At 61.0% G+C, this 12,951-nt stretch carries 7 protein-coding genes and 1 rRNA gene; 7 read left to right on the forward strand and 1 reads right to left on the reverse strand.

Annotated features, from left to right (window positions below; all coding sequences use genetic code 11):
• Window positions 1–6 precede the first annotated feature (6 nt).
• The 7 genes from rrf to GQX66_RS14920 all read left to right on the forward strand — a co-directional run bounded on the left by rrf (window position 7) and on the right by GQX66_RS14920 (window position 11,980).
• Window positions 7–122, forward strand: a 5S ribosomal RNA gene (gene rrf / locus GQX66_RS14890).
• A 154-nt stretch (window positions 123–276) separates the two neighbouring features.
• Entirely contained in the window at window positions 277–3,729 is a 3,453-nt protein-coding gene (gene recC / locus GQX66_RS14895) for an exodeoxyribonuclease V subunit gamma (RefSeq protein WP_240869856.1), read from the forward strand.
• Window positions 3,726–7,415, forward strand: coding sequence for an exodeoxyribonuclease V subunit beta (recB, locus tag GQX66_RS14900; RefSeq protein WP_240869859.1), 3,690 nt, complete (start codon window positions 3,726–3,728; stop codon window positions 7,413–7,415). Before recC ends, recB begins: the two co-directional genes overlap by 4 nt.
• On the forward strand, window positions 7,412–9,520 hold the full coding sequence (gene recD, locus GQX66_RS14905; RefSeq protein WP_240869861.1) for an exodeoxyribonuclease V subunit alpha: 2,109 nt from the start codon (window positions 7,412–7,414) through the stop codon (window positions 9,518–9,520). Before recB ends, recD begins: the two co-directional genes overlap by 4 nt.
• A gap of 119 nt (window positions 9,521–9,639) precedes the next feature.
• Entirely contained in the window at window positions 9,640–10,215 is a 576-nt protein-coding gene (locus tag GQX66_RS14910) for a YfiR family protein (protein WP_085746835.1), read from the forward strand.
• Complete coding sequence (locus GQX66_RS14915) at window positions 10,212–11,480, forward strand: diguanylate cyclase (RefSeq protein ID WP_085746836.1); 1,269 nt, start codon at window positions 10,212–10,214, stop codon at window positions 11,478–11,480. The genes GQX66_RS14910 and GQX66_RS14915 overlap by 4 nt, the downstream gene beginning before the upstream one ends.
• Complete coding sequence (locus GQX66_RS14920) at window positions 11,480–11,980, forward strand: OmpA family protein (RefSeq protein WP_170844893.1); 501 nt, start codon at window positions 11,480–11,482, stop codon at window positions 11,978–11,980. Before GQX66_RS14915 ends, GQX66_RS14920 begins: the two co-directional genes overlap by 1 nt.
• Here the strand turns inward: GQX66_RS14920 and GQX66_RS14925 are convergent.
• On the reverse strand, window positions 11,977–12,924 hold the full coding sequence (locus GQX66_RS14925) for a LysR family transcriptional regulator (protein ID WP_064382631.1): 948 nt from the start codon (window positions 12,922–12,924) through the stop codon (window positions 11,977–11,979). The genes GQX66_RS14920 and GQX66_RS14925 overlap by 4 nt on opposite strands.
• Between the last annotated feature and the right edge of the window lie 27 nt (window positions 12,925–12,951).

Raw genomic sequence — 12,951 nt, forward strand, 5'->3', positions numbered from 1 at the left:
GAATTTCTTGACGACCATAGAGCGTTGGAACCACCTGATCCCATCCCGAACTCAGAAGTGAAACGATGCATCGCCGATGGTAGTGTGGGGTTTCCCCATGTGAGAGTAGGTCATCGTCAAGATTAAATTCCGAAACCCCAATTGCGAAAGCAGTTGGGGTTTTGTTTTGCCCGCAGGAAAGTTCTTACAGCATTCTCAGCCGCCTTGCGGCTGTCGCCGCCGGCCGACAATGCTAAGGTTCAGCCCTAGCTTTTGTACTTTTCCAAGGAAGCCTTCATGCCGGACACCCAGTCCCTCAACGCTGCATTCATGGTCGTTCAGAGCAACAGCCTGGATGAACTGCGCAGCCTTGTGATCAGCATCATGCGGCGCTATCCACTGGCTCCCCTGGAGAACGAAATCGCGCTCGTACAGAGCAACGGCATCGCTCAATGGCTCAAGCTGGCACTGGCTGAGGACCCTGAAGAGGACGACTCCGGCGGCTGTGGTATCGCCGCCGCTATTGATGTGCAACTGCCGGGCAGTTTCATGTGGCAGCTTTACCGGATGGTTCTGGGACGAGAGGAAATTCCGGCAAAGTCGCTGCTCGACAAGGCACCGTTGACCTGGCGTCTGATGCGCCTGTTGCCACAGGTCATCACCCGTCCGCATTTCGAACCGCTACAACGCTTTCTCACCCATGACACCGATCTGCGCAAACGCTACCAGTTGTCCGAACGTCTGGCAGACCTCTTCGACCAATACCAGGTTTACCGCGCTGATTGGCTTGAGGACTGGGCAGAGGGGCATCATCAACTCCGAAATGTAAGAGGTGAAGCGAAGCCGCTCTCGCCGACCAGTTGCTGGCAGGCAGAATTGTGGCGCGCTCTGCTGGACGATGTGGGCGAGCAAGGCATGGCCCAGAGTCGCGCGGGCGTGCACCAGCGGTTCATGGAGCGCATCAACAGTCTTGAACGCGCACCGACCGGACTTCCACAGCGAGTGATCGTTTTCGGAATTTCCTCGTTGCCCGCCCAGGTACTGGAAGCATTGGCCGGGTTGTCTCGTTTCAGCCAGGTTTTATTGTGCGTCCATAACCCCTGTCGTTATCACTGGGCCGATATCGTTGCCGACAAGGATCTCTTGCGTCATCAGTACAAGCGGCAGGCCCGAAAAAACGGCATGCCTGTGGTGCTGGATTCGGAATCGCTCCACCAACATGCTCACCCGCTCCTCGCAGCGTGGGGCAAGCAAGGTCGCGATTACATCAACCTTCTCGAAAGCTACGACGAGCCGGACAGCTATCGCGCAGCATTTCGCAATGGACGTATCGATCTGTTCAGCGAAAACCAGCCGAAGAACATGCTCAATCAGTTACAGGACGACATTCTGGAGCTGCGGCCGCTCAGCGAGACTCGAACGCTCTGGCCGGCAGTCGATCTGACTCAAGACGATTCGATCCGCTTTCACATAGCTCATAGCGCCCAGCGCGAAGTGGAGATTCTCCACGACCAACTCCTGGCCCGTTTCAGTGCCAACCCTCAATTACGCCCTCGCGATGTGATCGTGATGGTGCCTGACATCGATAGTTATGCGCCGCATATCCGCGCCGTATTTGGCCAACTGGATCGTCAGGATCCACGCTTCATTCCTTTCACCATGGCCGATCAGGGGCAGCGCGGACGGGATCCATTACTGATCGCTGTCGAGCATCTGCTCAAGCTGCCGGACAGTCGTTTCCCCGTCAGTGAAATTCTCGACCTGCTCGACGTTCCTGCGTTACGCGCCCGGTTTGGTGTGCAGGAGCGAGACTTGCCGACTCTGCATCGCTGGATCGAAGGGGCCGGCGTACGTTGGGGGATCGATGCCGGGCAACGGGCCGAACTGGGATTGCCCGACGAACTGGAGCAAAACAGTTGGCGCTTCGGCCTGCGTCGGATGCTGCTCGGCTATGCCGTCGGCAGTTCCGGAGCCTGTGGGGATATCGAACCCTACGATGAAATCGGTGGTCTCGATGCCGCGTTGATCGGCCCGTTGGTAGCGTTGCTGGATGCACTGGAACTCTCGCATCAGCAACTGATGAAACCCGCGCAACCGCAGGAATGGGGACATCGGCTTCAGGCGTTGATGCAGCTGTTTTTCAAGCCCGAAGATGAGCATGACGACTATCTGCTGGCTCAACTCGAGGAGTTGCGCGAAACCTGGCTGGAAACTTGTGAAGCCGTCGGTCTGCTGGACGAGCTGCCACTGACCGTCGTCCGCGAGGCCTGGCTGGCGGGACTGGATCAGGGGCGTCTGTCGCAGCGCTTCCTGGCCGGTGCCGTGAACTTTTGCACACTGATGCCGATGCGCGCGATCCCGTTCAAGCTGGTTTGCCTGTTGGGAATGAACGATGGCGATTATCCACGCGCCCAACCGCCGCTGGACTTCGATCTCATGGGCAGCGACTACCGGCCGGGAGATCGATCCCGTCGGGAGGATGATCGCTATCTTCTGCTCGAAGCGCTCTTGTCCGCCCGTCATCAGCTTTACATCAGTTGGGTGGGCCGCAGCATTCGCGACAACAGCGAGCGGCCAGCCTCTGTGTTGATCGGCCAGTTGCGCGATCATCTCGCCAATGGATGGCGATCGGTCGACGACAACGAAGATCTTCTGATTGCCATGACTCAGGAGCATCCGTTGCAGCCATTCAGTTCGCGCTACTTCCATGAGGAAGACAAACTGTTCAGCTATGCCAGCGAATGGCAAGTGCTGCATCAGCATCACGAGCAGAATGACGTCGCAACAATGCTTGCCCCCCATGTTCAGGAGGAACCGTTGAGTCTGGAGCTGCTGCAGGACTTCCTGCGCAATCCGGTTCGACACTTTTTCACTCAGCGACTCAAGGTTTACTTTGAAGCGGCGCAGGTACCTCAGGCTGACGAGGAACCCTTTGTGCTGGATGCGTTGCAGCGATACATGCTCAGCGACAGCTTGCTCAGGGCAGCCTTGAGACACCCGGACAATGTTGATCAGGCGCTCGAGTCTCAAGCCCGACGCCTGCAGAACAGCGGACTGCTGCCCATGGCCGGGTTCGGTGAATGCCTTCAACGAGAGTTGATCGAGCCTTTGCCAGACTTGTTGCAACGATATCAACAGCTGTTGGCGTTATGGCCGACACCGCTAACCAACGCGCTACCGATCAATTTTGAATGGCAGGAACTGCGCCTTGAAGGATGGCTAGGCGGTTTGCACCGGCGCGCCGATGGCGGCGTACTGTCGGTCACAACAATCCCCAACAGCATAGGCTCGATCAAGAGCCGCAAATGGCATCGCATGACCAAGCCCTGGGTCAGCCATCTCGTCGCGTGCGCCAGTGGACTCTCCCTGACGACCGCACTGGTGGCCAGTGATGACACGCTCCTTCTTGAACCTCTTGAGCGGACTCGAGCGGGGCGAATTCTCGAGGATCTGCTGCTCGCCTGGCAGACGGGCATGTGCCAGCCACTTCCGGTCGCGGTGAAAACGGCTTTTGCATGGCTGGCCCAGACCGATCCGGTCAAGGCTGAAGCGGCTGCCCGTAAAGCCTATGAGGGCGATGGTCAGACCAGCGAAGGCGAGCGGCGTGAAAGTCCGGCTCTATCCCGACAATTCGTCGACTTCGATGCACTGCAGGCGGATGAAACATTCTCCGGTTGGTGTGATGCACTGTATCGCCCTTTGCTTGAGGCACCGTGGCGTTCATGGACCCAAGAGGAGGCAGGCGCATGAGCAACCAACAGCCGCTCGCCCTGGCATTCCCGTTAAGAGGCAGTCAACTAATCGAAGCCAGTGCGGGCACTGGCAAGACGTTCACCATTTCGGCGTTGTATCTGCGGTTGATCCTCGGCCACGGAGGCGAGGCGAGCGGTTTCGGTCGTGAGCTGTTGCCCCCGCAGATTCTCGTGGTGACCTTCACCGACGCGGCCACCAAAGAACTGCGCGAACGTATACGCACGCGTCTGGCCGAGGCCGCCCGTTTCTTTCGTGACGAGACGCCTCCCCCTGATACGCTGATCGATGAACTGCGTGCACAGTTCGATCCGCAACAATGGCCCGGTTGCGCGAACCGCCTGGATATCGCCGCGCAATGGATGGACGAAGCCGCCGTTTCGACGATCCACAGTTGGTGTCAGCGAATGTTGCGCGAGCATGCGTTCGACAGCGGCAGTCTGTTTACCCAGACCCTGGAAACCGATCACAGCGACCTGCTCGGCGAAGTGCTGCGCGATTATTGGCGGCTGTTCTGCTATCCGATGCAGGGCGATGCATTGAGCTGGGTCCGCAGTCACTGGGGAGGTCCGGCGGCCCTGTTACCGCGAGTGCGTGGGCTGTTTGGCACCGAGCGCGAAGCGGACTCTGACAAGACCCCCTCCGAGCTGATCGAAGAATGCCTGCAGGAACGCCGTGCGGCATTGGTGGAGTTGAAGGGACCATGGCGGCAGTGGGCCGATGAGTTGCTCGCGATCTGTCATCAGGGCGTCGCCAACAAAACCGTGGACGGGCGCAAGATGCAAGCCCGCTATTTCGAACCCTGGTTCGAAAAGCTCAAGGCCTGGGCCGAGGACGAGTCGTTCGAGCAACTGGATATCGGCACCGGGTTCGCCAGGCTCACGCCGGAGGGCATGGCTGAAGCCTGGAAGGGCGAGCCGCCGAGTCACCCGGGCCTGGATGCCATGCCTGTGCTCAAGTCGAGCCTCGACAATTTGCCGACGCCCGATGCGGCCGTGCTGCAGCATGCTGCCAAATGGGTCGGTGCCCGCTTTGAAGACGAGAAGCGCCGTCGAGCCGAAATGGGTTTCGACGACATGCTATTGCGTCTGGACTCGGCCTTGCAATCCGACGGTGGGGAGCGGCTCGCCACGCTCATCCGCGAGCAGTTCCCGGTCGCCCTGATCGATGAGTTCCAGGACACGGACCCGGTGCAGTACCGGATCTTCGAAAGCATCTATCGCATTGAAGAGAATAACCCCGAGACCGGGCTGTTCCTGATTGGCGACCCCAAGCAGGCGATCTATGCCTTCCGTGGCGCGGACATCTACACCTACCTGCGAGCCCGCCAGGCCACAACCGGACGCCTGCATACCCTGGGCACCAACTTCCGTTCCAGTCACGAGATGGTCAGTGCGGTCAACCATGTTTTCGAACGTGCCGAGTCCCGTGAGCAAGGGCGCGGAGCATTTCTGTTCCGAGAGAAAAGTGGCGATAACCCGGTGCCGTTCCAGCCTGTGGAGGCTCAGGGTCGTAAAGAACATTTGCAGGTATCCGGGCTGGACGTACCGGCGCTGAACATCTGGCATTTATCCACCGACAAACCACTGTCCGGGGCGGTTTATCGCCAGCAGTTGGCGGCGGCCTGCGCCAGTGAGATCACGACTCTGCTCAATGGCGGGCAAACCGGTCGTGCCGGGTTTGCGCAGGACGGCAAGGATTGGCGCGGGCTACGGCCAGCGGACATTGCAATCCTGGTGCGCGATGGTAAAGAGGCGCAGGCGGTACGCGGTGAGCTCGCAGCGCGCGGAGTCCGCAGCGTTTATCTGTCGGACAAGGACTCGGTCTTTGCCGCTCAGGAAGCCCATGACCTGCTGTCGTGGCTCAAGGCGTGTGCCGAGCCGGATGTCGAACGCTCCCTGAAAGCGGCGCTGGCGTGCATCACGCTGAACCTGCCGCTGGCTGAGCTGGAACGTCTGAATCAGGACGAGTTGGTCTGGGAAACCCGGGTCATGCAGTTCCGAGGTTATCGTGAGCTCTGGCGCAAGCAAGGGGTGCTGCCGATGTTGCGGCGCCTGCTGCACGACTTTCAACTGCCGCAGATGCTCATCGCCCGCAGTGATGGCGAGCGGGTGCTGACCAACCTGTTGCATCTGTCGGAGTTGTTGCAACAGGCCGCGTCGGAACTCGATGGCGAGCAGGCACTGATCCGTCATCTGGCCGAGCATCTGGCGCTGTCCGGGCAGGCAGGTGAAGAGCAGATCCTGCGTCTTGAGAGCGACGAGCAACTGGTCAAGGTCGTGACCATTCACAAGTCCAAGGGGCTTGAATACCCGTTGGTGTTCCTGCCTTTCATCTGCTCGGCCAAACCCATGGATGGCAGTCGATTGCCGCTGCATTACCACGATGAGTCCGGCAAGGCCCGCATCAGTCTGAAGCCCGACGCCGAACTGATCGCCCTGGCGGACAACGAGCGCCTGGCGGAGGATCTGCGTTTGCTCTACGTCGCGCTGACTCGCGCACAACATGCGTGCTGGCTCGGGGTGGCGGATCTCAAACGCGGCAATCACAGCAGCTCGGTGCTGCATCTTTCTGCACTGGGCTATCTGTTGGGCGGTGGCGCAACGTTGGGTGAATCCAGCGGTTTGGCCCGTTGGCTGGACGATCTGCAACAGGGTTGTTCGGCGCTGAGCGTTGTTGAAATGCCGGCGGCCACCAGCGAGGAGTATCAGCCTCCGCGTAACGAAGCCATGCTACGTGCCACCCTTTTACCGAGCCGCAGGGCCAGCGAAAACTGGTGGATCGCATCGTACAGCGCCTTGCGCATCAGTGACGTGCTGAGCGTCGGCAATGACGAAGCTCCTGACAGTCCGCAAGCGCAAAAACTGTTCGACGACGAACGCCTCGATCCTGAAGCTCCGCGCGAGATCATCGCCGGCGGGGCCGATATTCACCGCTTCCCTCGCGGGCCGAATCCGGGAACGTTTCTTCACGGTTTGCTGGAGTGGGCAGGGGAGGAAGGGTTCGCGGTCACCCGCGAGTCGCTGGACGATGCGATCGCCCGGCGTTGCAATCGGCGGGGTTGGGAAGGCTGGATCACCACCCTCGGCGACTGGTTGCAACACTTGCTCAAACTGCCACTGCCCGCAGGGCTCGACCAACCGCCAGTGGTGCTTGGGCAATTGAAGCAGTATCGGGTCGAGATGGAGTTCTGGTTTGCCAGCCACAAAGTCGACGTGCTCAAGCTCGACGAACAGGTGCGTCAGTTCACCCACAACGGCGTGGCCCGGGTCGGCGCCGAAGCGGTGCAGCTCAATGGCATGTTCAAAGGCTTTATCGACCTGACGTTCGAGCACGAGGGTCGTTACTACGTGGCCGATTACAAATCCAACTGGCTGGGCGTCGATGACGCTGCGTACACCGAGCGGGCCATGGAGCAGTCGATCCTCGACAACCGTTATGACCTGCAATACGTGCTGTACCTGTTGGCACTGCATCGTCAGCTCAAGGCGCGGCTCGCCGATTACGACTACGACCGGCATATCGGCGGCGCGTTGTATCTGTTCCTGCGCGGGACACGGGCCCCTGGCGGTGGCGTTTACTTCGCGCGACCACCAAGGGCGCTGATCGAGCGTCTGGACTTGATGTTCCAGGGCAAACCGCAACCCAAGGCCGAGCCCGCGTGGGAACAGGGAGTATTGCTATGAAACGGACGTTCGCCGACCTGCTGCCCACGCCGCTGACCGCCGACAGCCTCGCGCAGCTGACGCCCCTGACCCGTGCCGATGATCTGTTGCTGTTGCTGACCCAATGGGTCGAGCGTGGCTGGTTGCGGGCACTGGACAAGGCATTCGTGGCCTTTCTTCATGAGTTGGCACCCGATGTCGATCCGCTGGTGTTGCTCGCCGCCGCATTGACCAGTCACCAGCTCGGCCATGGTCATGTCTGTCTGGATCTGTTCGAAACCCTCAAGGCGCCGGATTTCGCTTTGTCCCTACCGCCAGAGGGGGATGCACAACCCGGCGTGTTGCTGCTGCCATCGCAACTGCTCGAAACCCTCGACGGAGCGCACTGGTGCAAGGTACTGGCCGGCAGTTCGCTGGTGGCACTGGCCGCCGACGAAAGTGCGTCGTCGCAGGAACGCCCGTTGGTGTTGTCCGGCAAGCGCTTGTACTTGCGGCGCTATTGGGCCTACGAGCGGCGTATCGACAGCGCATTGCGTCAGCGGCTCGCGGAGCAGGAAGCGACACCATCCGATCTTGCACGGCGGCTGGACGAGCTGTTCGATCCAGCGCAGCGTGCGGATGTCATCGACTGGCAGAAACTCGCCTGCGCCCTGGCCACCCGAAGTGCCTTCAGCATCATCACGGGCGGTCCAGGTACCGGCAAGACGACGACGGTGGTCCGTTTGCTGGCGTTGCTCCAGGCACCTGCGGTCGAGGCGCATCAACCATTGCGCATTCGGCTCGCGGCGCCTACCGGTAAAGCGGCGGCGCGGCTGACCGAGTCCATCAGTCAGCAGGTGCAATCGCTGAAGGTCGCTGATAGCGTCCGGGAAAAAATCCCGACCGAGGTGACCACGGTGCACCGCCTGCTCGGCAGTCGTCCCGGCACGCGGCACTTTCGCCACCATGCCGGTAACCGTCTGCCCCTGGACGTTCTGGTGGTCGATGAAGCGTCCATGATCGACCTGGAAATGATGGCCAACCTGCTCGATGCCTTGCCGCCTCATGCCCGATTGGTGTTGCTGGGCGACAAGGATCAACTGGCCTCGGTGGAGGCTGGTGCGGTGCTGGGAGATTTGTGCCGCGATGCCGAAGCCGGTTGGTACAGTCCGCAGACCCGCCAGTGGCTGGAGAGTGTAAGCGGCGAATCCCTGCAGGACAGCGGCTTGCACGAAGGCACTGACGGTTCGCACCCGCTGGCCCAGCAAGTGGTGATGTTGCGTCACTCGCGGCGTTTCGGCGAGGGCAGCGGCATCGGCCAACTGGCGCGGCGGGTGAATCAGCAACTCCCGGACGAGGCTCGGCAGTTGCTGGAAGCCAAGACTCATGGAGATGTGTTTTCGTTGCCGCTTCAGAACGAGCACGACCGGAAACTTGAGCACCTGGTGCTCGATGGACACGGCGAAGGCCCTCACGGTTATCGACATTATCTGAGCGTTTTGCGCGATCGACGTCCGGCGATTGGAACGCCGCTCGAACATTCAGGCTGGGTCGACTGGGCGCGTGACGTCCTGCGGGCCTTCGATACCTTCCAGTTGTTGTGCGCAGTGCGCAAAGGGCCGTGGGGTGTCGAGGGGCTGAACCAGCGCATCACCGACGCGTTACTCAAAGCGCGGCTGATCGAAAGCGATCAGCAATGGTACGAAGGCCGGCCGGTGCTGATGACCCGAAATGACTACGGTCTGGGGCTGATGAACGGTGACATCGGTATCGCCCTGAAATTGCCCGAGCGCGATGGCCCGGATGCCGGCAAGTCGGTGTTGCGAGTGGCGTTCCCGCGTAACGACGGGCGCGGAGGGGTGCGTTTCGTGCTGCCGAGCCGGCTCAACGATGTCGAGACCGTCTATGCGATGACCGTGCACAAGTCGCAGGGCTCGGAGTTTGCCCATACCGCGTTGATCCTGCCGGACGCCCTGAATCCCGTGTTGACCAAGGAGCTGATCTACACCGGAATTACCCGGGCCAAGGACTGGTTCACCTTGATCGAACCTCGGAGCGGCGTGTTTGAAGAAGCGGTGCAGCGCAAGGTGAAGCGCCTGAGTGGACTGATGCTGGAACTGGAAGAAGGGGTGCCGCATAAAGGATGAAGGTGCCTTCGATTGCCGCCGATAATTGATCGACCGGTCAGAGGTCGCTGTATCGCTGGTGTTCCAACCCTGTGCTATCGTTGCGGCATCATTTCGTAACGATCCAAGAGAATCCCTGCATGAAGGTGGCTGTCTGGGCGACAGAGCGCGTAGTTGGCTGCAAGCGGGCGTTGCTTGCCGGTGTGCTCTGTTTGCTCACGGGTGTGGCCGCTGCCCAGGCTCAACCCCCGACGGGCATGGCCGAACAGCGGGCCAAATCCGTCACCCAGGTTGTCCTCGGTATCCTCAGTTACGCGCGCTGGCCGGTAGAGCCGGCGCAATTACGTTTGTGCATCGTCGGCCCGACCGAATACACCGACGACCTGGTCAAGGGCACGACCCAGGCCACGGGCCGTCCGGTCATCGTGCGTCGACTGTTGGCCGACAATCCGGCCATCGTCAGCGAGTGCGACGCGGTCTACATCGGTAAGCTTACGACCGACGAACGCAGCCGGCTGTTCGCGTCCCTGATCGGCCATCCGGTGCTGAGCATCAGCGAAGGCGGCGATCAATGCACGGTCGGTAGCCTGTTCTGCCTGCGGGTTGGTGATGAACAAGTGTCGTTCGAGGTCAATCTCGACTCCGTTGCCCGCAGCGGTGTGCGCATTCATCCCAGCGTGCTGCAGTTGTCGCGCCGCAAACCGGCGGTGCCATGAGACGCGACAAATCCACAGGGCGCCCGACCCTCGGCTCGGTCATCGGCCGTGGCAACCTGATTGTGGCGCTGGTCGCCGTGGCAATGGCCAGCGTGTCGCTGACGCTGCTCGGGGTGCTGGCGCTGCGGGTCTATGCCGATCACAACCTGCACTTGATCGCCCGCTCGATCAGTTACACCGTGGAAGCCGCCGTGGTGTTCAACGACAAGGCCGCCGCGACCGAAGCGCTGGCGTTGATCGCCTCGACCGAAGAAGTGGCCGATGCCCAGGTGCTGGACACTCAGGGCCAATTGCTCGCGCGCTGGCAGCGTCCGGAGAACGGCCTGATTTCCGAGCTGGAGATGCAGGTTGCGCGAGTGATTCTGGAAAAACCCATCAACCTGCCGATTCAGCATCAGGATCGCGAGATCGGGCGCATTTTACTGATCGGCCACGGCGGCAGCCTGATGCGCTTTCTGTTGAGCGGTCTGGCGGGGATCATTCTCTGCACGGCGATCAGCGCCTGGGTCGCGCTCTATCTGGCGCAGCGTCAGTTGCGCAGGATCATCGGCCCGTTGCACAGCCTGGCGGCGGTGGCGCATGCGGCCCGCAGCGAGCGGGCACTGGATCGACGGGTGCCACGGGCGAAGATTGCCGAACTGGACAACCTCGGCAATGACTTCAATGCCTTGCTCGATGAACTCGAAGACTGGCAAACCCACCTGCAAAGCGAGAACGAAACCCTCGCCCACCAGGCCAGCCACGACAGTCTCACCGGCTTGCCGAACCGGGCCTTTTTCGAAGGCCGCCTGATCCGTGCGCTACGCAGCGCCCACAAACTCAACGAGCGCGTGGCGGTGCTGTTTCTCGACAGCGACCGCTTCAAGGACATCAACGACAACTTCGGTCATGCCGCCGGTGACGCGGTGCTGGTGGCGGTGGCTAATCGGGTGCGGGCGCAGTTGCGTGAAGAGGATCTGGTGGCGCGTCTGGGCGGTGACGAGTTCGCCGTTCTGCTCACGCCCTTGCACAAGACCGAAGACGCCGAGCGCATTGCCGACAAGATCCTCGCCAGCATGGACACCCCGATTGCGCTGCCGGGCGACAGCAGTGTCGTGACGTCGCTCAGTATCGGCATCGCGGTTTACCCCGATCATGGCGTCACGCCCGGCACCTTGCTCGATGCGGCCGATGCCGCGATGTATCAAGCCAAGCGTTTGTCGCGCGGCGCCCAATCCACGGCCGGGTCGGAGCACCCGGTCGATCCCGTTCAAACCAGGAGCTGATGCCCGTGTTCTCACTTTCCTTTCGACTGTTTTCCACCCTGTTGCTGACGGCCATGCTGGCCCTGACCGGTTGCCAGACCGCCCCGCAAAAAGGCCTGACGCCCGCCCAGGTTGCGGTCCTCAAGCAGCAAGGCTTCGAGTTGACCGATGATGGCTGGGAGTTCGGCCTGTCGGGCAAAGTGCTGTTTGGCAGCGATGTCGAAAGCCTGAACCAGCAAAGTACCGAAATCGTCGAGCGCATCGGCAAAGCGTTGCTGGGTGTCGGCATCGAGCGCGTGCGGGTCGATGGCCATACCGACGCTTCGGGCAAGGAAACCTACAACCAGCAGCTGTCTCTGCGTCGCGCGAAAAGCGTCGGCAAAGTGCTGACGTCGGTCGGCATGAAGGAAGAGAACATTCAGCTGCAAGGCCTCGGCAGCCGCGAACCGGTCGCCTCGAACGACACCGCCGCCGGCCGCACCGAAAACCGCCGGGTGTCGATTGTGGTCAGCGCCGATTAATCGGCGAATTGCATTTCGCGGGTCTCACCCATCAACAGACCCTGATTGCGCTCGGTCACTTCACGGATGTAATCCCACAACAGGGTGATCCGCTTGAGCTTGCGCAGATCCTCCCGGCAGTACATCCAGAACTGCCGGGTGATGTCGATTTCCTCCGGCAGCACCGGCAACAGGCGCGGATCCTGTGCTGCGAGGAAGCACGGCAGAATCGCCAATGAGCGCCCCTGCTGCGCCGCCACGAACTGCGCGATCACGCTGGTGCTGCGCAAATTGGCGCTGGCGCCGGGCAACACGTTCGCCAGATACAGCAGCTCCGAGCTGAACGCCAGATCATCCACATAACTGATGAATTGATGCTTGCCCAGGTCGGCGGGGCGGCGGATCGGCGGGTGTTTGTCGAGGTATTCCTGGGTCGCGTAGAGCTGCAAGCGGTAGTCGCAGAGTTTGCAGCACACGTACGGCCCGTGTTCCGGGCGTTCGAGGGCGATGACGATGTCGGCCTCGCGTTTGGACAGGCTGATGAAGTGCGGCAGCGGCAGGATGTCCACCGAGATCGCCGGGTAGGCGTCGACGAAGTGGCTCAGTTGCGGGGTGATGAAGAAGCTGCCGAAACCTTCGGTGCAGCCCATGCGCACATGCCCGGACAGCGCGACGCCGGAGCCTGACACCTGCTCGCAGGCCATGTGCAGCGTGCTTTCAATCGACTCGGCGTAACTCAGCAGGCGCTGGCCTTCGGCAGTCAGCACGAAACCACTGGTGCGGGACTTTTCGAACAGCAAAGTGCCGAGCGCCGATTCCAGCGAACTGATCCGCCGCGACACGGTGGTGTAATCCACAGCCAAGCGTTTGGCCGCGGTGCTGGCCTTGCGGGTGCGGGCGACTTCGAGGAAAAACTTGAGGTCGTCCCAGTTCAGCGAGCCTAAAGACGTGATGTTTTTTTGCATGATGGACGGGCTTATATGTGCGTTCTT

It is taken from the genome of Pseudomonas sp. B707 (assembly GCF_022496685.1).
GTDB lineage: Bacteria > Pseudomonadota > Gammaproteobacteria > Pseudomonadales > Pseudomonadaceae > Aquipseudomonas > Aquipseudomonas paraglycinae.

What these genes read in the sequence shown, in the direction of transcription:
- recC (WP_240869856.1), top strand. Translation starts at nt 277, where the DNA reads ATGCCGGACACCCAGTCCCTCAACGCTGCATTCATGGTCGTTCAGAGC.
- recB (WP_240869859.1), top strand. Translation starts at nt 3,726, where the DNA reads ATGAGCAACCAACAGCCGCTCGCCCTGGCATTCCCGTTAAGAGGCAGT.
- recD (WP_240869861.1), top strand. Translation starts at nt 7,412, where the DNA reads ATGAAACGGACGTTCGCCGACCTGCTGCCCACGCCGCTGACCGCCGAC.
- GQX66_RS14910 (WP_085746835.1), top strand. Translation starts at nt 9,640, where the DNA reads ATGAAGGTGGCTGTCTGGGCGACAGAGCGCGTAGTTGGCTGCAAGCGG.
- GQX66_RS14915 (WP_085746836.1), top strand. Translation starts at nt 10,212, where the DNA reads ATGAGACGCGACAAATCCACAGGGCGCCCGACCCTCGGCTCGGTCATC.
- GQX66_RS14920 (WP_170844893.1), top strand. Translation starts at nt 11,480, where the DNA reads ATGCCCGTGTTCTCACTTTCCTTTCGACTGTTTTCCACCCTGTTGCTG.
- GQX66_RS14925 (WP_064382631.1), bottom strand. Translation starts at nt 12,924, where the DNA reads ATGCAAAAAAACATCACGTCTTTAGGCTCGCTGAACTGGGACGACCTC.